The sequence below is a fragment of the Haloferula helveola genome (genome assembly GCF_037076345.1).
GTDB lineage: Bacteria > Verrucomicrobiota > Verrucomicrobiia > Verrucomicrobiales > Akkermansiaceae > Haloferula > Haloferula helveola.
Window position 1 is genome coordinate 5,080,904 of the sequence record NZ_AP024702.1, and the last position, 20,095, is coordinate 5,100,998.

At 63.3% G+C, this 20,095-nt stretch carries 18 protein-coding genes and 1 tRNA gene; 13 read left to right on the forward strand and 6 right to left on the reverse strand.

Annotated elements, in window-relative coordinates:
* Positions 1-56: 56 nt before the first annotated feature.
* Together HAHE_RS19255 and HAHE_RS19260 are read right to left on the reverse strand one after the other, a co-directional pair.
* Entirely contained in the window at positions 57-3,203 is a 3,147-nt protein-coding gene (locus tag HAHE_RS19255; protein WP_338686769.1) for a PVC-type heme-binding CxxCH protein, read from the reverse strand.
* 33 nt (positions 3,204-3,236) lie between these two features.
* Complete coding sequence (locus tag HAHE_RS19260) at positions 3,237-4,169, reverse strand: ABC transporter ATP-binding protein (protein WP_338686771.1); 933 nt, start codon at positions 4,167-4,169, stop codon at positions 3,237-3,239.
* A 143-nt stretch (positions 4,170-4,312) separates the two neighbouring features.
* Between HAHE_RS19260 and HAHE_RS19265 the strand changes: the two genes are divergently transcribed.
* The gene (locus HAHE_RS19265) at positions 4,313-7,069 is read left to right on the forward strand and encodes a 2-oxoglutarate dehydrogenase E1 component (RefSeq protein WP_338686773.1); all 2,757 of its coding nucleotides are present in this window, start codon (positions 4,313-4,315) and stop codon (positions 7,067-7,069) included.
* A 27-nt stretch (positions 7,070-7,096) separates the two neighbouring features.
* Positions 7,097-8,518, forward strand: coding sequence for a dihydrolipoyllysine-residue succinyltransferase (gene sucB / locus HAHE_RS19270; RefSeq protein ID WP_338686775.1), 1,422 nt, complete (start codon positions 7,097-7,099; stop codon positions 8,516-8,518).
* A 39-nt stretch (positions 8,519-8,557) separates the two neighbouring features.
* Here the strand turns inward: sucB and HAHE_RS19275 are convergent, their stop codons facing one another.
* Positions 8,558-8,800: a hypothetical protein gene (locus HAHE_RS19275; RefSeq protein ID WP_338686777.1), complete on the reverse strand. Its 243-nt coding sequence runs from the start codon at positions 8,798-8,800 to the stop codon at positions 8,558-8,560.
* A gap of 153 nt (positions 8,801-8,953) precedes the next feature.
* Between HAHE_RS19275 and hisA the strand changes: the two genes are divergently transcribed.
* The 6 genes from hisA to HAHE_RS19305 are packed head-to-tail and all read left to right on the forward strand — an operon-like array spanning position 8,954 to position 12,853.
* The gene (gene hisA, locus HAHE_RS19280) at positions 8,954-9,724 is read left to right on the forward strand and encodes a phosphoribosylformimino-5-aminoimidazole carboxamide ribotide isomerase (protein WP_338686779.1); all 771 of its coding nucleotides are present in this window, start codon (positions 8,954-8,956) and stop codon (positions 9,722-9,724) included.
* A gap of 52 nt (positions 9,725-9,776) precedes the next feature.
* Positions 9,777-10,529: a CorA family divalent cation transporter gene (locus HAHE_RS19285; RefSeq protein ID WP_338686781.1), complete on the forward strand. Its 753-nt coding sequence runs from the start codon at positions 9,777-9,779 to the stop codon at positions 10,527-10,529.
* Entirely contained in the window at positions 10,526-11,317 is a 792-nt protein-coding gene (locus tag HAHE_RS19290) for a M90 family metallopeptidase (protein ID WP_338686782.1), read from the forward strand. The genes HAHE_RS19285 and HAHE_RS19290 overlap by 4 nt, the downstream gene beginning before the upstream one ends.
* Positions 11,318-11,371: 54 nt before the next feature.
* Positions 11,372-11,881 (forward strand): GYF domain-containing protein, encoded by a 510-nt coding sequence (locus HAHE_RS19295; RefSeq protein WP_338686784.1) that lies wholly within the window; start codon positions 11,372-11,374, stop codon positions 11,879-11,881.
* Between the two features lie 20 nt (positions 11,882-11,901).
* The gene (locus HAHE_RS19300; RefSeq protein ID WP_338686786.1) at positions 11,902-12,426 is read left to right on the forward strand and encodes a CD225/dispanin family protein; all 525 of its coding nucleotides are present in this window, start codon (positions 11,902-11,904) and stop codon (positions 12,424-12,426) included.
* Between the two features lie 4 nt (positions 12,427-12,430).
* Positions 12,431-12,853, forward strand: coding sequence for a DUF2752 domain-containing protein (locus HAHE_RS19305; RefSeq protein WP_338686787.1), 423 nt, complete (start codon positions 12,431-12,433; stop codon positions 12,851-12,853).
* Between the two features lie 6 nt (positions 12,854-12,859).
* On the opposite strand, the gene HAHE_RS19310 is transcribed toward HAHE_RS19305, so the two are convergent.
* The gene (locus HAHE_RS19310) at positions 12,860-13,444 is read right to left on the reverse strand and encodes a riboflavin synthase (RefSeq protein ID WP_338686789.1); all 585 of its coding nucleotides are present in this window, start codon (positions 13,442-13,444) and stop codon (positions 12,860-12,862) included.
* 7 nt (positions 13,445-13,451) lie between these two features.
* The gene (locus HAHE_RS19315; protein WP_338686791.1) at positions 13,452-15,089 is read right to left on the reverse strand and encodes a putative Na+/H+ antiporter; all 1,638 of its coding nucleotides are present in this window, start codon (positions 15,087-15,089) and stop codon (positions 13,452-13,454) included.
* A 112-nt stretch (positions 15,090-15,201) separates the two neighbouring features.
* On the opposite strand from HAHE_RS19315, the gene HAHE_RS19320 reads away from it, so the two are divergent.
* From HAHE_RS19320 to HAHE_RS19335, 4 genes are all read left to right on the forward strand, one after another.
* Positions 15,202-16,110 (forward strand): thioredoxin family protein, encoded by a 909-nt coding sequence (locus HAHE_RS19320; RefSeq protein WP_338686793.1) that lies wholly within the window; start codon positions 15,202-15,204, stop codon positions 16,108-16,110.
* A 64-nt stretch (positions 16,111-16,174) separates the two neighbouring features.
* Complete coding sequence (trxB, locus tag HAHE_RS19325; RefSeq protein ID WP_338686794.1) at positions 16,175-17,104, forward strand: thioredoxin-disulfide reductase; 930 nt, start codon at positions 16,175-16,177, stop codon at positions 17,102-17,104.
* A gap of 468 nt (positions 17,105-17,572) precedes the next feature.
* Positions 17,573-17,652, forward strand: a tRNA-Leu gene (locus HAHE_RS19330).
* A 23-nt stretch (positions 17,653-17,675) separates the two neighbouring features.
* Positions 17,676-18,533, forward strand: coding sequence for an LpxI family protein (locus HAHE_RS19335; RefSeq protein WP_338686796.1), 858 nt, complete (start codon positions 17,676-17,678; stop codon positions 18,531-18,533).
* Positions 18,534-18,574: 41 nt separating this feature from the next.
* On the opposite strand, the gene HAHE_RS19340 is transcribed toward HAHE_RS19335, so the two are convergent.
* Complete coding sequence (locus tag HAHE_RS19340) at positions 18,575-19,510, reverse strand: hypothetical protein (protein ID WP_338686797.1); 936 nt, start codon at positions 19,508-19,510, stop codon at positions 18,575-18,577.
* Between the two features lie 274 nt (positions 19,511-19,784).
* On the opposite strand from HAHE_RS19340, the gene HAHE_RS19345 reads away from it, so the two are divergent.
* On the forward strand, positions 19,785-20,027 hold the full coding sequence (locus tag HAHE_RS19345; RefSeq protein WP_338686799.1) for a hypothetical protein: 243 nt from the start codon (positions 19,785-19,787) through the stop codon (positions 20,025-20,027).
* The last annotated feature ends 68 nt before the right edge of the window (positions 20,028-20,095 follow it).

Here is a 20,095-nt window from a genome sequence, read left to right on the forward strand (position 1 = left end):
CGCGCAGGCGGCTGAAGCCGCCATCCCATGGATATGGCGCTTGCAAAGCGCCACTCCTACTTCTGGCTCGCAAGGAATTCGACGAGGTCGCGGATGTCGGCCGGAGGAAGAATCAGTCCCATCGGCGGCATGCTGGACGGCGTCGGATAACCTTCGGCGATTGCAGCCTGCGGATTGAGCAAGGACTCGAGAAGATACTCGCGTTCCTTCGTGCCGGCCTTGTCGAGCGGAGGGCCGACTTCGGAGCCATCCGGACCGATCCGGTGGCACGCGGTGCAGTTCGCCGCGAGGCTGGTGTTGAAAATCTCGGCTCCCCGGTCGGCGTCGCCGCCGTGAAGAAGATGGGCGGACGTCTTCGCGAGGTTGGCCTCCAGCGCGGTGGACTCCACGTTCGAGGCCTTTGCCGCTTCAATGATCTCAAGCAGCAAGCCGGTGTTCGCCGAGCCGTCAATGGCGGATGCCACAAGCGCCTCAATCAGTGGACGGGCCTTTGGTGACTTGAGCTTTCCGAGAAGACGGATGGCGTTCTGGGTCTCGGCGAGCTCTTCGGAAGGAAGAGCAACATTACGGATGTAGCTCAACACAATCTCCGGTTGTTCGCCCGCGATTCCGGAGGCCGCGCCGCTGCGAACCGTCGGGTCGTTCGACTTCATCATCACGATGGCGGTTTGCTTTCTCAAGTCGTCGCCGGTGAGTGAGGCAAAAGCGAGTAGTCGGGTGCCGGCGTCGACCTTCGGATCGGCCGCACGCTTGGCAAGTTGGTCCGGTGTGAGTTTCTCCCCGACCCGGGCGATCGCTTCCGAGGCCGACTTTTTGAGGTCCTTGCCGCCGTCGATTCCGGCGAGGATCACGCCAAGCGCGACGCGCAGGTTCGATGGAAGATCAGACGCGGGGAGATCGACGCGCCGGCCATCGACCGGGTCGAGCGTCAGAGCTGAATCGGCGGAGGATAGTACATCGAGAGCATGCGAACGTAGGGACTCCGGTGCCGAGTTGAGCGCACCGAAGATCGCGAGACGCCGCAGCGCCTGGGGTGTGCCAAGGTGGCGGTTGGCTCCGATGGAGCGACGGATCGCCGCCTCGGGAAGATCCGGACGGGATTCGATGAGCAGCGAAACGGACTCGAGACCGGTCGGAGTCGCCGGGGTGTCGTAGGGGGCGATGCTTGCCTCGGTGGCGATCGACGGATCCTTGTCGCCGAGGTAGCCGGCCAGAACCGCTTCGCGTTCGAGAACTTCCGGATCACGCATGCGTTCTTCCGAGCTGACTGTCGCCGGGCGGACCCGGAAGTGCGTGTCGATGGCGCGATGCAGCGCGATGGCCGCTGCCCTGCGCACGGCAGGTGAGGGATGCTGATGAAGGGTGAGGTCGGCCGGGGTCCCGGCCATCGCCAACGCCATGGTGGCCGAGTGTCGCAGATTGGCGTCGCTGTCGGCGTTCGCGGCGATCAACTCGATCACTTGGGGCAGCAGATCGCGACGTCCGGTCTTGGCCACCGCCATGCAGGCATGAAAACGAACGCGCGCGGAGGAGTCGGCGAGCAGGGGGGCAAGCACGGCATCCTTGGTTGCCGTCTCCGCGACCCACTTCGCCGCTTGTGCACGGACCTCAGGGACTTCGGATTTCGCCAATTCGCCGAACACGTCCGCGTCGAACTTCCCAAGCTGGCTCAGTCCCCAAAGTCCGTGGACGACGGAGAGGGTTTGGCCGGACCGGGCCGCCTGTGTCAGCACATCGGCTTCCTTGCGGCGGGCGAGTTCCCATTGGGCGTCGAGCCGGACGCGTTGGTCGGCGTGACCGAGTCGTTTGAGGAGTTCAGGCGCAGCCACTTTCCCCGGCCCCGCGGCGAGATAGCCCGCGACCTCTTTTCGGATCGGACTGCCCGCTTCCTTCGGATCATCGATGCGCCAGACCGCACCCTTATCGTTGAGGGGGTAGCCACCGGCCCAATCGACGACATAGAGCGCGCCATCCGGGCCGAAACTGCAACCGACGAACGCATCGCCCTCGGCCAGCACGCTGTCGCTCGCAAGGCGGAAACCGGCACCTTCCGGAACCAGCTCCATTGCCATGATCCGTCCCTTTGGAAACTGGGTTAGGAAAAAGCGGTTCCGGTATTTCGGCGAGAGAGCGGTGCCGGGGTTGAAGGCGAAGCCGGCGGGGCCGTCGACATAGTTCTGCAGGGCGGGCAGCCAGGTGGCGGGGCGGTTGTCTCCGTCGGGGAAGCTGATCCGTTCCGCCATCCACGGATTGTAGTCCTTTCCGCGATACTGGTAGTTGACGCGCCAGCCGGTATCGGAGCCCTCGGGGATGAAAACGAGGCGCTCCTTCTCTCCTTTCTGGTCCGAGTCGTTGTCGACACCGAACAGGTTGCCGTAGTCGTCGAATGCGATCTCCTGCACGTTGCGCAGTCCGTGGGCGAAGACCTCGAAGCCGGACCCGTCGGGATAGCAGCGGAGCAGCGCACCTTGTTCGGGATAGAAGAAGCGCGTGCCCTCCTTCGAAACGACATTCAGCGCCTTGTCGCCGATGGTCCAGTAAAGGCGGCCGTCGGGACCCGGCGTGAGACCGTGCATGTCGTGCCCTGCGTAGTTGATGTGGAGGCCGAAGCCGTGGGCGATCGACTCGCGCTGGTCGGCCTTCCCGTCGCCGTCCGTATCGCGGAGTTTCCAGACGTCCGGCGCCACGGTTGCGTAGACGTCCCCGTTCCAGGCCAGCACTCCGGCGGCGATGCCGGTCACTTCGGTGTCGAAGCCATCCGCGAACACGTTCGAGGTCTCGTAAACGCCGTCGCCATCCTTGTCGGTGAGCCGATGGATACGCTCGCTGAATGCGGTGAGGTCCTTCGAATCGATCCTGCCGTCCCGATTGTGGTCCTTGAGCGAGCCATGCTTCTTGAACCGCTCGCTGGTGATCTTCTCGCGGAAGAGCGCAAGCTTGTCGTCGATGCTCTCAAGTCCGAGGTCGTCCTCTCGGAAAAAGCCGACCTCGCGGATGTCGAGGTCCGCCACCTTGCGCCGGGAGGTTTCGGTGACATAGACGGTGCCGTCGGCATCGACACTTACCGATACCGGATTCTTGAGGGCCGGCTGCGAGGCGATCTGGGTCCGGACCAGCCCGTCTGCGCAGGGTTTCGTGACCGGGGCGGCTGGCGCGAAGGGAGCGAGCGCGGTGGCGATCGCGAGGGTTTGAATGAACTTCACAGGAATCGGAACGGCGGGAGAGCCGGTTGGCTATCAATCCCGACGCGTCAGCTCGACAAACACATCCTCGAGCGTGGCGACGCGGCGGTAGAGGGTCCGCATGGACCAGCCGTTCTGGGCGACCAGTTCCTGGATCCGCTCGCGGGCGTCGGTGCCGGAATCGACAAGAATCTCGAACTGGTGCCAGCCGTCCTCGACGCCCTCGTGGGTCACGCGCTTGACGTGGTCGAGGCGCGAGATCGCTCCGGTGACGACTTCCGGGTCGGCCGCGATTTCTGCGATTACCTTGCCGGCGGCGCGCATGCCTTCGACAAGGTTGGTCGGCGTGTCCTGGGCGCGGACGCGGCCGCCATCGATGATGATCACGCGGCCGCAGACCATTTCCACCTCGCTGAGGATGTGGGTGGAAAGGAGGATCGTGTGCTTCTCGCCGAGGCGGCGGATGAGTTCGCGGATCTGGCGGATCTGGTTCGGGTCGAGGCCGTTGGTCGGCTCGTCGAGGATGAGCAGGTCGGGCGAGTGGACCAGGGCGTCGGCAAGGCCGACCCGCTGGCGGAAGCCTTTCGAGAGCACGCGGATCATCTTCCGCCGCACCGTTTCAAGACCGCAGGTCTCGATCACCTCGTTGACCCGGGTCCGTGCGTCGCGGTTCGACAGCCCCTTCAGCCGGGCGCGAAACTTGAGATACTCGCGGACGCGCATGTCGTCGTAGAGGGGCACGTTTTCCGGCATGTAGCCGATCCGGCGGCGGGCGCCGATCGAGTTGCGGAAGACGTCGCAGCCCCCGACCTCGATGCTGCCGGAGGTCGGCGGCAGGTAGCCGGTGAGCATCCGCATCGTGGTCGTCTTGCCGGCGCCGTTGGGTCCGAGAAAGCCGACGATCTCACCCTTGCCGACCGAGAAGGAAACGTCGCGGACGGCGGTATGGCGGGCGAAGCGTTTCGTCAGGTCGCGGACTTCGATCATATTGGGCAGCGGATCTTGATTTTCCGGTGGAAATCGGCCCTGTGCGGTTGACGCAATCGGGCACGCCCCTTACCTAAGCGCTGCGCGTCCGGGGCCAAGCTGTAATTTTCCGCCCGCCCGGCGGCCACTCGAATCCATTGCTCATGAAATCGTCGGTATCCGCCCGCCTGAACGCGGACCTTCTGGAGGAAAAATACGCCCAGTGGAGCGAGGACCCACAGTCGGTCGAGCCGACATGGGCTGCCTTCTTCGAAGGTTTCGAACTCGGGAACGCCCAGCCGAAACGCCGGGGTGCCGAGGAATCCGCACCGGGTGCCGGACCCGCGACCGACCTCGCGTTCTACGGAAAGGTCGTCAGCCTCGTCTACAACTACCGGACGCTCGGTCACACGCAGGCCGACATCAACCCGATCGGCGAGCCCGAGCGGAACCCGCGTTTGGAACTCGACCAGTTCGGCTTCACCGAGGCCGATCTCGACCGCGAGGCGTCGAACCCATTCTTCCGCAACGGCGAGAAGATGAAGCTGCGCGAGATGATCGCGGCGATGGAGAAGACCTACTCGGGCTACATCGGCTTCGAGTTCATGCACATTCACAACACGACGGTGCGCCACTGGGTCCGCGAGCGGATCGAGCAGCACGCGCGTCGTGAGGCGGACCCTTCCGATCGCAAAGTCCAGGCGCTGAAGTGGCTGCTCGAGTCCGAGTCGTTCGAAAGTTTCCTCGGCAAGAAGTTCCTCGGTGAGAAGCGCTTCTCGCTGGAGGGTGGCGAGGGCTCGATGGTGATCCTCAACGCGATCCTCGGCGCTTGCCCCGGGTCGGAGGTCCTCGAGATCGAAATGGGCATGGCACACCGCGGCCGGCTCAACGTGCTGGCGAACTTCGTCGCCAAGTCGCTGCCGACAATCCTCTACGAGTTCACGCCGAACTACGTTCCCGACCTCGTGGCCGGCGACGGCGACGTGAAGTACCACCTCGGCTACGAGAGTGTCCGCCAGCTTCCGGACGGTGAAGTGCGCGTCAGTCTCGCGGCGAACCCGAGCCACCTCGAGGCCGTCAATCCGGTTGTCGAAGGCAAGGCCCGCGCCCGTCAGCGCCTGATCGGCGATGACGGCGTGAAGACCGACCGCAAGCGCGTCCTGCCGATCCTGATGCACGGCGATGCAGCTTTCGCCGGTCAGGGTTCGGTCGCCGAGCTGCTCAACCTTTCCCAGCTTCCTGGCTACCGGACCGGTGGAACGATCCACATCATCGTCAATAACCAGATCGGTTTCACCACGATGCCGGCCGACGCCCGCTCCTCGTCGTACGCGACCGACGTGGCGAAGATGATCGAGGCGCCGATCCTTCACGTTAATGGAGAGGAACCGATGGAGCTGTTCTGGGCCGGCCTGTTCGCCCTGGAGTTCCGCCAGCGCTTCGGTCGCGACATCGTGCTCGACATGTATTGCTACCGTCGGCAGGGCCACAACGAGACCGACCAGGCCGCATTCACGCAGCCGCACATCTACCGCAAGCTTCAGGGCCGCGACACGGTCGGACAGCTCTACAAGAAGAAGCTGGTTGCCGAAGGCGTGCTTGATGATGCCTCGGCTACCGCGATCGAGGAGGAGATCTGGAACCGCCTTGAGGCCGGCCACCAGAAGATGCTCGAGTACGAGGAGAAGGGTGACCGCACCGTGTTCAGCGGATCGACCGCCGTCGCGCAGGACGAATACACGAACGCTCCCGTGCCGACCGGCGTGGCCCGCACCACGATCGAGCACGTTGGCAAGGTTCTGACGACGGTTCCTGAGGGCTTCCATCTCCACCCGACACTCGCCAAGCGCTTCGTCCCGCGCCGGATCGAGGCCCTTGAGAACGGCGGGCCGGTCGATTGGGCGTTCGCCGAGTCGCTTGCTTGGGGTGCCCTGCTGATGGAAGGGCACCAGGTCCGTCTTTCCGGTCAGGACTGCCGACGCGGCACCTTTTCGCAGCGCCACGCGGTTTTCTACGATTCCGAAAGCCGCGAGCGCTACATCCCGCTGCAGAACCTCGGCGAGGACCAGGCCAAGTTCTGCGTTTACAACTCGCTGCTGTCGGAGATGGCGGTGCTCGGCTTCGACTACGGTTATTCGCTCGGGGCACCGAACATGCTCACGATGTGGGAGGCCCAGTTCGGTGACTTCTCGAACGGCGCCCAGGTGATCATCGACCAGTTCATCTCCTCGGCCGAGTCGAAGTGGCAGACACCGTCCGATCTCGTGCTGCTGCTTCCCCATGGCTACGAAGGCATGGGACCGGAGCACTCGAGCGCGCGACTTGAGCGCTTCCTGCAGCTGTGCGCGGAAAAGAACATGGTTGTCGGCAACTTCACGACGCCCGCCCAGTACTTCCACGCGCTGCGCCGCCAGAAGAAGCGCTCGTTCCGCAAGCCGATGATCGTGATGACTCCGAAGAGTCTGCTGACGCGGGCCGAGGCGGTCTCCAGGATCGACGACTTCCTCGAGGGCTCCTGTTTCCAAGAGGTGCTTCCTGATCCGAAGCAGTTCGACGATCCGTCGGTGGTCAACCGCATCGTCTTCTGCACCGGCAAGGTCTTCTACGACCTGCTCGCCTACCGCAACGAGAACGAGATCAACAACACCGCGATCATCCGCATCGAGCAGCTCTATCCGTTCCACGACGAGATGGTCGAGGCGCTGATCAGCCAGTTCCCGAATGCCGCGAAGTTTGTCTGGTGCCAGGAAGAACCGCTCAACATGGGCGCCTGGTCCTACATCTTCCCGCGCATCGAGAAGGTGATCGACCGCCGGGTCCGCTATGCCGGTCGCGGCCGCGCCTCGAGCCCCGCCGCCGGATCGAAAGCGATGCACTATCGCGAGCAGAAGAGCCTGATCGAACGCGCGTTCTCGGTCTGATCCCCAGTTTCCATTTCCCCATTCTCCATGGCTACCGAAGTCAAAGTCCCCGCCGCCGGCGAATCCATCACCTCCGCCAACGTCGCCACCTGGCACAAGAAGGACGGCGAGTCCGTTGCCAAGGGCGACACCCTCGTCACTCTTGAAACCGACAAGGTCTCGAACGAGCTCACCGCCGATGTGGCCGGAGTGCTCAAGATCCTGGTCGAGGAAGGCGAAGAGGTTGGCATCGGCGCGGTGATCGCCGAGATCGACGAATCCGCCGCGGCGGAAAGCGCGCCTGCTGAGGCGCCCGCACCTGCGGCATCGTCGGATGATGAAGCTCCGGCGCCTCAGGAAGGTGGCAGCGGCGAGGTCATCGACGTGAAAGTGCCCGCCGCGGGCGAGTCGATCACGTCGGCCAACGTGGCGGCATGGCAGAAGAAGGATGGCGACTCGGTGAGCAAGGGTGACGTGCTCGTGACTTTGGAGACTGACAAGGTTTCGACCGAGCTGGAGGCCGAGGAATCGGGCCGGCTCGAGGTAATTGTGCCCGAGGGCGAGGAGGTGACGATCGGAACGGTCATCGCGCGCATCACCGTGGGCGCATCCGGAAGCTCGGCCGCGCCTGCGGCGAAGCCCGCTGCCGCCAAAGAGGAGCCGAAGGCCGCGCCCCAGCCGGAGCCGAAGAAGAAAGCCGCGCCCGCCAAGCCGGACTTCAAGGTTCTGAATTCACCGGCCGAACGACCCGACACCACGCCGGTTCAGGAAGGTCGCACCACGCGCCGCAAAATGAGCATGCTGCGGCGGAAGATTTCGACGCACCTCGTCAATGCCCAGCAGACCGCCGCGATCCTGACGACCTTCAACGAGGCCGATATGTCGCAGGTGATGGGGCTCCGCAAGAGCGTGCAGGAGGAGTTCATCGCCAAGCACGGCGTGAAACTCGGCTTCATGTCGTTCTTCGTGAAGGCCGTCGTCCAGGCGCTCAAGGACGTGCCGCAGGTCAACGCATCGATCGAGGGCACCGACATCATCGAGAACCATTTCTACGACATCGGTGTGGCGATCGGCACCGAGAAGGGCCTCGTGGTTCCGGTGCTCCGGGACTGTGACAAGAAGAGCTTCGCCGAAATCGAGTCGGACATCATTGGCTACGCGATGAAGGCCAAGGAAGGGAAGATCCAGATCGAGGATCTGCAAGGTGGCGTTTTCACCATTTCCAATGGCGGCACCTACGGGTCGCTGCTCAGTACTCCGATTCTCAATCCTCCCCAGAGCGGCATTCTCGGGATGCACACGATCCAGCAGCGTCCGATCGCGGTGAATGGCAAGGTCGAGATCCGTCCGATGATGTATCTCGCGCTCAGCTACGATCACCGCCTGGTCGATGGCAAGGAGGCCGTGACGTTCCTGATCCGCATCAAGGACTGCATTGAGAATCCGACGCGCCTGATGCTGGAGATGTGACCTGCGGCTCTGGTCGCACTGTCCAGATGTCGACCGACTTCAGGGCAGGAACCGCCGCGGCACGAAGAGCGCGGCGGTGAGCAGGATGCCGAGGGTCCAGAAGAGGAAGCCGGCTGGGAAGAAGTAGGGGTAGACGGCGAGGCATCCGCCTACGAGGCCGGCATACCACTCGCGCTTCAGTTTGGCGTAGCCGATCGAAATGGTCGCGATGCTGCCAAAAAGGATCCACCCGAGAACGAGCGAGGTGGCGGGCATCGCAAAGGCTAGCGTCAGCAGTCGCATTTCGGGTAAATTAGCATTCCGAAGACCTTAGGAAAAGGGGAGAAACCGGAGGGCGGGCGTGGCGGTTTTCTCAAGACAAAGGCGCTGTCTTCCCGTCCACCGACGACTGAAATCGGCCTTGGCGGGCCGGGGTGGGGGAAGCAGGTTCGGGGCGTGACGAAGAGCCGCTTCCGCCCGTGCATCGATCTCCACCAAGGGAAGGTCAAACAGATCGTGGGCGGAACGCTGCGCGACGACGGTCCGGGTCCGAAGGAGAACTTCGTCTCGGAACTCGGGGCGGGGGACTTCGCGAAGAAGTTTCGCGATGACCGGCTCACCGGCGGGCACGTGATCAAGCTGGGACCCGGTAACGACGAGGCGGCTCGCGAGGCGCTGGCTGCCTGGCCGGGAGGGATGCAGATCGGTGGCGGGATCCACGTCGACAACGCGCAGGAGTGGCTCGACGCCGGCGCGTCGCATGTGATCGTCACGTCATGGCTCTTCGATGATGGTGTCCGGCTATCGGACGACAAGGTCCGGCTGTTGGCCGAACGGATCGGGCCGGAGAGACTGGTGATCGACCTTTCCTGTCGGCGCGACGGCGACGGCTGGACGGTTGCCACGAACCGCTGGCAAACCCTGACCGACCTGAAGGTGGATGAGTGTTCCCTCGATCGGCTGGCGCCGTTTTGCGATGAGTTCCTGATCCACGCCGCCGATGTCGAAGGGCTTTGCGGCGGAATCGATCACCAACTGGTTGAACTGCTCGGAAGCTGGGGCGGCAAGCCGGTCACCTACGCCGGCGGAGCGTCATCGATGCAGGATCTCGAGTCGATCGACCTGCTGGGCGGAGGTCGGGTCGATGTCACGGTCGGCTCGGCTCTCGATCTGTTCGGGGGTGACAAGCTCTGCTACCGCGACCTCGTCGAGTGGAACTGTCGCTGACCCTCCGTTCTGAGGGTTTGCGGCCTGCGCCGGTTCGCGCTTGAGTGGTGGCATGGAACGTAAACGTGCCAGGAGTTTCCTCCCGGAGGGATTCGAGCTTGAGGACGACCTTGCCGACCAGCTGAGCAACCGGTCGGGCGGTCAGCGCTACGTCGAGGGCGAGACCGAAGCGCTGATGATTCTCCATGAGGTTCCGCAGCCGAAGATTCCGGAGCGCGAGCCGATCGTGTTCTGGCGCAAGGGCTCGGGAAAGTGGCACGGGCCCGACGGGGAGGAGAGTCTGCGGGGAATTTCCCGTCTTCTCGACCGGTATCAGGAGGCCATCGACCGTCACGAGGCGACGATCGACGAGACCGAGGAGATCACCGAAGTGTTCTCGATCATCCGGCACGCCGGGCCGATTGCCCGGGCGACGCGGAACATGGCCACGGTGCTTGAGAAAGCGGCGGAGGCCGATGAGGACAACCGCACGTTGCGCGGGCACCGTGATCGTGTGCGGGACCTCCAGCGCGCGGCGGAGCTTCTCTATCAGGACGCGAAGCTGACACTCGACTTCTGGCAGGCGGAGAGCGCGGAGGAACATCAGCAGGCCGCCGAACGTTCCAACGTGATCGCGTTCCGGCTCAATCTGATGGCCGGGTTCTTCCTGCCATTGGTGGCCGTCGCCGGGCTGTTGGGAATGAACGTGGCCATCCCGGATTTCCTGATGCCGTGGTTCTGGGCGATCATCTCGAGCGGGTTGGTCCTCGGCCTGATCGTTCTGTTCATCGTCGGATGGGAGGGGGTTCGCCGGAACAAGAAATGACGGGGCTCTGGATCCTCCTGGGCGGAGTTGCCGCGGTGGTCGCACTTGTGGTATGGAGCGCGTCCCGCAAACGGCGGTATCGCGCATCACTCAGGGCGGCGGGGCTATCGGCGTCCGAATCAGAGCGGGTGGGAGAGATGTTTCCGCTGTGGCGGAAAGTGCCGGATGAAACGCGGGGGCTGGCGGCAGGCTGGATGCGTGTATTTCTGGATGAGAAGCGTTTCGAGGCCTGTGGCGGGTTGGCGGAAGTGACTGCGGATATGAAGCTGGCGGTTGCGGCGCCGGCATGTTTGCTGATCGCCCACCGACCTCAGGATTACTACGAGAAGCTTCGTAGTATTCTGATCTACCCGGATGCGTACCGCGATGTGAGCGGCGAGGATGTCCGCTTGGGGGAATCGTGGGGGACCGGGAGCGTGGTGCTTTCGTGGAAGAGCGTGATCGCCGGAGAGAGCAATCCCGAGGACGGCCTGAACGTGGTGCTGCACGAGTTCGCGCATCAACTCGACCAGGAAGACGGAGCGGCCGACGGGGTGCCGGATTTCGAGGATCCTCTCGACTACGGGCGATGGTCGCGTGCGTTCGCGCCGGCCTACGAAGCCTTCTGCGAGCGGGTGAACGCCGGGAAGAGAACGGTCCTCGATGCCTACGGCGGAGAGAGCCCGGCGGAGTTCTTCGCCGTTGCGACCGAGACTTTCTTCGAACGGCCGAAAGCGCTGCGGGAGGAGGAGCCCGAAATCTACGAGCAACTGCAGCGGTTCTATGGAATGGATCCGTCCGGCTGGTAGGTGCTTCCGGGCTTGCGGTGGGCCGGTGACTCAGGGAGGCTGTTGCACAACGTCATGGCGCATTGGTACTACGGAGTCGCGGGAAACCAGAAAGGGCCCGTTGAGGAACACGAAATCCGGGCGATGCTCGCCGCGGGCCAGATCAACTCCTCGACCATTGTCTGGCGCGAAGGAATGGATACCTGGAAGCCGATCTCCGAGGTGCCGGAGTGGTCCGGCCAGGTCCTCTCCCCTCAAGCGTCGCCCTATCAGACACCGCAGGCCGGATATTCCGGTGGGTACAGCCCTGTGCCGGTCGTTCCCAACAGCGGCATGGCGATCGCCAGTCTGGTTTGCGGTATCTCGTCGTTGGTGCTGCTCTTCAGCTGTTTCGTCGGGATTCTTGCCGGTATTCCGGCGGTCATCTGCGGCCACATGGCTCTCAAACAGATCAAGGAGGCGGAGTTGCCGATGGGTGGACGGGGAATGGCAATTGCCGGTCTCGTGACGGGCTATGTCACGATCGGACTGACCGTTGCGGGCGGGATTCTCTTCGGAGCTCTTTTCGCGCGGGAAATGCCCTGACCGGCTAACGTATCGAAGTCATGCAGTGGTACTATTCCAACAACGGACAGCAGTCCGGACCGGTCACGGAAGCCGAGCTTCGTGACAAGATCGCGAGCCGGGAAATCGGCGCGGACGATCTGGTCTGGACCGAAGGCATGTCGGAGTGGCAGTCGGTCGCCAGGACGCCGGCGGTATCATCCGCCTTGGTCGCTTCCCAGCCGGCACCGGCCGTGCCGCCGGAGACGCTACCCACCCAGACCCCGTCGCCCTACCAAGCTCCGGTTGCCCGCCCGTCCGCGGGTGGCTATCAGGGTGCCGACATTCCGAATTACATGTGGCAGTCGATTGTGGTGACCCTGTTCTGCTGCCAGATCTTCGGAATCATCGCGATCATATCGGCCGCCAAGGTCGACGGCTTCAAACAGGCCGGCGATCTCGTGGCGGCCCGGGCTGCCTCTGACAGCGCCAAGAAGTGGTGCAACTGGGGTGTGGGCCTCGGTCTGCTGGGGATCGTGCTCTACATCATGCTGATGGCGGCCGCCGGCACTTCATCCTCGATGTGAGGTTGTGAAAGCGATTTTCGGAACGGTCGCCTTCCGGGCTGGTGTGGTGCTCACTGCGGTTTCGGTCGCGGCCTTCGGAGCATGGTGGCTCGCGGTCTACGGACCGAAAGGCATTCCCTTCCGATGCGTGTTGAATGACGCCACAGGAATCCATTGCCCAGGTTGCGGGATGACCCGCGCTACCCATGCCGCGCTCGAAGGACGATTCGCCGATGCCTTCCGCTTCAATCCGCTCGGAGTCATCCTGCTGCCGATCGCGTTGTTGGCGCTGGTTCCCGAAGTGATCGCTTGGGTGAAAGGGGAGCCGCCCAAGTGGCGGGTGCCGGTCGGCAAACGTGGCGGGATCGCGCTCGCGGTGCTGGTCATCGGCTTCATGGTCCTGCGGAACCTGCCGTGGATGCCATTCAGGCTTCTTGCGCCGCACTAAGAGATCTCAGCGGCCGAGCAATTTCGCCACGTGCTTGGCGAGCAGGTCGGCTTCGAGATTCACCCGTTGACCGACCTCGCGGTGATGCAGGTTGGTACGCTCGAAGGTATGCGGGATGATCCAGAAACGGGCGAGGGTGTCCTCAAGGTCGGCGATCGTCAGCGAGATGCCGTCCATCGCCAGCGAGCCCTTGTCGATGCAGAGCCGGGCGATGTCGTCAGGCAAGCGGATCGCGAGTTCGTGATCCTGGCCGACCTCCCGCAGGACTTCGATCGTTCCGGTGCCGTCGATGTGGCCCTGCACGAAGTGTCCGCCAAGCCGGTCGCCGACTTGGAGGGCACGCTCGAGATTCACCGGGTCGCCGGGCTGAAGATCGCCGAGCGATGTGACCCGCAAGGTCTGGGTGAGCACATCGAAAGAGGCACCGGCCGGACTTAGCGATACGACGGTCAGGCAGCAGCCGTTGATCGCGACCGAATCACCCAGGGACAGTTCGGGGGCGAAGGGAAGGGCGAGAGAGAGCCGGGCTTGCTCACCCCTTTCCTCGACGTCGGTGACGACGCCGGTGCACTCGACGAGTCCGGTGAACACGATCGGATCAGTGGTTGCCGGGATCGACGGCCTCGGACTCGGGATGACTGGCCTCGACGTGCTCGGCAGGAGCCTCCATTTCGAAGATCTTGTCGATTCCGTTGTCAGGGAAGAGCAGCATGTAGCACGCGGCGATCACGGTGGGGATCAGTGCCGCGGCGGCAAGCTTCAATGGGGAGATCCCGTCGCCGAAGAAGCGGTTCAGGAGTGCCTGACCCGCCGGGTTCGGCGCGTTGGCGATCACCGTCAAACCGCCGCCCGTCACGGCGCCGGCAAGGACGGCGTACTTCAAATGGGCGCCGAGGTCGGGTACCTGGCTGGCAAGGAAGGTGATTGCGGCGTTGTCGTTGAAGGACGTCAGGATGACGGAGCCGATGAACAGCGGGACCTCGGTGAGGCTGCTGATAATCGGAGCGAGCCACCAGCCCTGCAGGCCGCCATGGATAACCAGACCGGCGAGGAAGAAGCCGACGAGAACCGGACCACGGAGATTGACCGCGTGCTGGTGGTGGGCGGTCGCCATACGGAAGGCGAGGAAGAACAGGAAGCCGCCGATGAACATCGAGGGAAAGTGCGAGAAGAACACGGTCCAGCCCATGAAGAGCAGGTGCACGACCGTGATCCAGACCGGAACCTTGCCGTGGCCTTCGCCGAGATCGCCCCGGCCGTCACCATCGTGGTCCGGAAGCCGACCCGCCATGGAGGCGAGCTCCTTGCGGAAGAAGAAGTAGTAGAGGGCGGTGGAGGTGAGGATGCCGAGCACTGCCTTGTCACCGAAGTGCATCAGCATCTCCGGCGTCGTCAGTCCCCACTTGGTGGCCACCATCAGCACCGGGGGTGCCGCGAAGTGGGTGAGCACGCCACCGACCGAGATATTGACGAACAGCAGGCCGAGAGTGCCGTAAGCGAACATCGGCGACGGCTTCAGACGGTAGAACTTCTTCGCCAGCAGCATCGCCGAAATCGTCATCGCGCCGGGCTCGGTGATGAACGACCCGAGGATAGGGCCGATGATGAGAATCGAGAGCCACCAAGCCGAGGGTGTCTGCTTGCCGATCCGGGCGAACAGGCTCAGGCAGTCTTCCGCAAAATTCAGGACCGGCCGAGTCGATGCGAGGGCCATGATGATGACCACGAACATCGGCTCGGTGAAGTTGACCCCGGACATGTAGGCCTCGACCGTTTCGACGTCGTAGTAGAAGAACATCGCCCCAAGCAGGACGATCACCCAGATGCCGAAGATCGCCTCGATCTCACCGAGGAAGTGGAAGAGCGTGGCCTTGAAGCTGACCATGTCGGCTGCGTGAGCCGGCAGGCCCTTGGCTTCCATCTCGCGACGGATCCGGGCGTCGTGGTCATGCTGCAGCTTGTGCGCGTATTTCGTGATCGGGACCGCGAAGAATGTGTGGAGGATCGCGCAGACGAAAATGATCGTCGCGACCATCAGGAAGGGCGCCTCCGAGGCACGGAATTTGATCTTATCCATGATCCCGGTCATGCCCGCCGCGGCCTCTTGGCTCGGGAATGCTTCCATCTGGGTCTGGAACTTTGGCGCTTCAAGTGCGTGGGCACCTCCGGCAGCGAAGGCCGCCGGGGCGAGCAGGACGAGAAGCAGCAGAAGGAGGTAGGGGAGTCGGCGGCTCATGGTGGTTCTTGGGAACGAACGCCGGGAGTTTGCCCGGCAAACCGGGACCCGCAAGGGAAACCGGTACCTGCGGCGGGTTGCATCCGCCGGGGCCCGGCGATAGCCTCGAACCATGACCCGCCGCTGGCTTCCGTTCCCGCTTGCCGTCCTGCTTGCCGCTTGCGGTACCGACGAGCGGGCCACCGTGGACGATCTCCCGCGCAATCCTTTCGCGCCGGACGCGATTCCGGCGGCGCTCCGGGGCGACGGGACGCCGATCAAGCCGAGTGACGGGCTGACGGCGGACATGCGGAATGATGCGGGGACCGTTTGGAATCCGGATGAGATCGAGTACACGGATCCTGACGCCGAGAACCCCGACAACATCGTTCCCGAGCTGCGGAAGCTGCTCGATTCTGCCACCACCGAAGGACCTTGGCGCCGCAGCTACACGGCGGCTTTCCGCGAAGCCCGCAAGACCAACACGCCGGTCTTGATGTGGTTCACCGATTCGCAGAACAGCCCGAACTGCAAGGCGCTCAGCGAGGATCTCTTCTCCAAACAGGAATTCGAGGAGTGGGCGTCGCAGAATTTCGTCCGGCTGCAGGTCGACCAGCGGGTCGGCAGCAAGTTGGAGGACGAAGGGGCACGCAAGTCCGACTGGGTGCAGGCGCTCAAGAAACGCTACAAGGTTTTCGGAAACCCGACCCTGTTGGTCCTGACTCCGGCCGGGGAGGTGATCGGGCGCTACAAAGGCTACCGTCGCGGCCAGTGGGAATACCGCTGGGGCCAGCTGCGGCAGGGTGCGGATCTCGCCCGCAAGTCCCACGCCGACTGGATCAAGAAGATGGAGAAAAAGGGCTACCGGACGTGGCACGATCCGCGCGGGAGGAGCTTCTTCGCCAAACTCATCGCCTATCGCGACGGCGAATTGGTCCTAATCGAGCCGGACGGCACCCGGGCGCAGACCAAGGAGCGCTACCTTTCGCCGGAGGACCAGGACTGGATCGCTGCGCAGAAGCGGGCGAGGGGAATCGAGTGACAAGCGGCGTTGACCGCGGCGCGCATCCGCCGGAATACTCCGCCCGCCAACGACTCACAGCACCATGGAAAACGTCATCATCATCGGGACAGGTTGCGCCGGCTATACCGCGGCGATCTACACGGCACGCGCGAACCTCGAACCGCTGATGCTCACCGGCACCCAGCCGGGCGGACAGCTGACGACCACCACCGAAGTCGAGAATTTCCCGGGCTTTCCCGAGGGAATCATGGGTCCCGAGCTGATGGGTAACATGCAGAAGCAGGCCGAGAAATTCGGCACCCGCATCGAGTTCGCCAACGTCGAGAGCGTGACCAAGACCGATGCCGGACACTTCGAGGTGAAGGCGGGTGGAAACACGCTTGAGGCGAAGACCGTGATCGTCGCCACCGGCGCCGCGCCACGCCACCTCGGCATCGAGGGTGAGCAGAAACTAATCGGTCACGGCCTGACGTCCTGCGCCACCTGTGATGGTGCGTTCTACCGCGACGTGCCGGTCTGCGTGATCGGTGGTGGCGACAGCGCGTGCGAGGAAGCGACCTTCCTGACCCGCTTCGCCAGCAAGGTCTATCTGATCCACCGTCGCGACGAACTTCGTGCCTCGAAGATCATGGCCGAGCGTGCCTTGGCGAACGACAAGATCGAGCCGGTCTGGAACTCGACCGTCACGGAGTATCTCACCGACGAAGAAGGCGAGATGCGTGCGGTCACGCTCCAGAACACCGTCGATGGCAGCACCAGCGAGCTTGAGGTGAAGTGTGTTTTTGTCGCGATCGGACACGTGCCGAACAGCGCCTTCCTTGGCGACCTCGTCGACAAGGATGAGAACGGCTACATTCTCCAGACGCCGGGCCGCACCGCCACCAAGACCGAGGGTCTCTTCGCCGCAGGCGACGTGGCCGATCACTACTACCGCCAGGCGATCACCGCCGCAGGGCAGGGGTGCGCCGCCGCGCTTGAGGCCGAACGCTACCTCGCCGACGGCGAGGAGTGATCGGTCGTTCTCGATTGAACCGCGAAATCCGCGAAAAGGGCGAAAGGTAGAGAGAGCAGCCCGACCAAGCTGCGTCGGTCAGAGTCATGTTTGACTGAAGTGGACCGCGCGACTCCAGTCGCGCCCCGGAGCCGCGGTCGGGCGAACAGCGACCTCGCAGCACCACTCGAACTCGAAGGGGGCCACCCGCTTCCTTCATGAGCTCATGCGCGACTGGGGTCGCGCGGTCCTTCAATCATCTTGTTACCGCAGCGTCTGTCTCAACGGTCGACCACGGGCCACCGCAAGTATCCCGGGCATTCATCCAGCCGCAGTTCATCACTTCCGTGGTTTCCGTGCCTTTCGTGGTTCGTCCGTCTCCAGTCTCCCCAATTTAGCGCCCATTCGCGATTTTCGCGGTTCCGGGCACGCCCCGAGTTTCCCGCTTGCGCGCCCCCGGCTACTCGGGCAAACATCCGCCACCCCAAGGGCGGCTTGGCGGAATTGGTAGACGCGCTCGACTCAAAATCGAGTTCTTCGGAGTGTGGGTTCGAGTCCCACAGCCGCTATTTTCTGACTTTTTCACCGCGGTATGGAGGAGACGAGGACGATCGGCATCATCGCGGGCAACGGGGCTTACCCGAAGGTCTTTATCGAGGCCGCCCGTAAGAAGTGTCCCGGCGTCCGGCTTATCGTCGCAGCCTTCGAGGGCGAGACCCGCGACGAGGTCGTCGAGATGGCCGATGCCGCCGAGTGGATGCGTGTCGGGCAGCTCGGCAAGCCGATCAAATTCTTCAATAAGCAGGGGGCGAGGGAGGCGATCATGGTCGGCCAGATCGCGCCGAAGAACTTGTTCAACCTGCGCCCGGACCTGCGGACCCTGATGCTGCTGGCCCGGACCAAGGAGCGGAACGCCGAATCGCTTTTCGGCGGGATCGCCGAGGAGCTGGCCAAGGACGGGATTCATCTTCTCCCCGCGACGACCTTCCTTGAGGACCTGCTTCCCGGACCCGGGCACGTTTTTGGACCAGAGCTCAAGCCGCGGCAACTGGAGGATGCCGAGTTCGGTTTTCGGATCGCCAAGGAAACGAGCCGGCTCGACATCGGGCAGACCGTGGTCGTGCGCCATGGAACCGTCCTGGCCGTCGAGGCCTTCGAGGGCACCAACGCCTGCATCCGCCGGGGCGGGGAGTTGGGCAGGGGAAAGAACGTGATGCTGGTGAAGGTCTCGAAGCCGAACCAGGACTTCCGTTTCGATGTGCCCGTTGTCGGGCCTCAGACCATCGAGACCTGCGTCGAAGCGGGCGTCGGATCGATTGCGATCGAGGCAGGTCGGACTTTGTTACTTGAGAGTGAGACGGTGAGGGATCTGTGCGACCGGAAAGGCGTCAGCCTGTATGCCGTCGGCTCAGACGACCCCGATGATCAGGCGAAACTCCGGGTTAAATAGTTTCTGTAGAAAACGTAAAAAAGATCTGAAGTCCCGTTTTTCTAGCGTTTGGCGTTTGCGGGCCTTCCGTTGGTGGTGAGCACGTGAATCTCATGGGCGCCTTTGAAGCCGTCCGCCTTGAATTCCCAGACGACTTTCTTCTCTCGAGTTATTTCGAACACGTCCGGCATACCGTCTTTGCCCTGTCCGTAGCTGCAGATGACCAGGTTGCCGTTGCCGAGAATGTTTCCGCCGCAGGGGTCCGCGAAGCGATTGTCGACGTCCTCATTGGTGGTGACCCATTGCGGTTTGCCGTCGGCACCAAAAATCACGGTCTTGTTCCCATTGGTGAGGTTCACCATGACGCTTTGATCGTTCAGCAGGATTGCGGTGAACGGCCAGTTCTTGCCCTCGCGTCCGCCGAGTTCGGGTAGGTCGGTGGCGATGGTCCGGACGATGCTTCCGTCGGGTCGGTATTCCTTTACCGCGAAGGCGAGGAGGTGGGGCACTAGGTAGGTGCCAGCGGGAGTTTTGCGGGCCATCCGGGTCTGCATGTGGGCGTTCCCGGTTTCGGGCTGCAGGGGGCAGGTCGCGACAACTTTGCCATCCCGGCCGATCTCGAGCAGGCGGGGTTTCTTACCGAGTTCGGTGATCAGGGTGTTGCCGTTCTCAAGCCGGCTCACGGTTCCGATTTCGCTGTTCTCGGGCGAGAGCTTGTATTCGAAGACCACCTCCAAAGTGCGGGTGAATTCCTTCACAGACTTGGCGAATGCGATGAGGAGGTTTCCGTCGGCCAAGACCTCGCCGTCGCGGGACCGCTCGTTGACGGACCACATGGTCTCGCAGTCTTCACCGATCAGCGCGGTCTTGTTGCCGGTCAGCAGGAATGAATGGCGGATTCCCTCGGCGCTGATCTGCTCGCCGAAGGTGGCTGCAAGGAGAGAAGGTGGTGTCGCCAGAAGTGTCGCGACGAAAAATTGAAGTGGAACTGGTCTCACGGTCGTCAGTGAACGTGGGCCCGGGGATGGATGTATCTCCGAGTTTTTGATCGCGCCTAGGCAAGCGTCGAAGGTGCGGCCGGGGCCGGTCTTACGGTTCGCCCTGCGGGTCATGCTCCGCGCCCAATCGCTTCACTGGTCGATGTCTTCCGTCGGATACCGATCCGTCCATAGGGGTGCGAACGGCGTGCGGCTTTTCGGGATGATCATTCGATCAAGGCTTTCGCGTTGCCGACCTTTTCCCTCACTGGTTGCGGAATGGGTAAGGCGGAGGGTGAGGTTGTACTACTGGAAGCAATGGAAGCAACCGCGCACGCGGCGCCGCGAACTCCTCGCGCTGGGCATTGCCCCGGGCGAGGTGCACAAGGCGTCGCGGAGCCGGAAAGGCTACTGGCGCATGAGCCAGATGTCGCTGGTGCGACACGCGCTCCACAACCGTTGGCTCGAGGAACAAGGGGTGCCCGAGATGAGGGCGACATGGATCAAGCTTCACTACGGGCAACTGGCCCGGGTCTGATCGGAACCGCCCTGTACGGAGCCGTACGCAGGGTGGTGTGGGACCGGGGAGCTAATCACTCCCCGGGA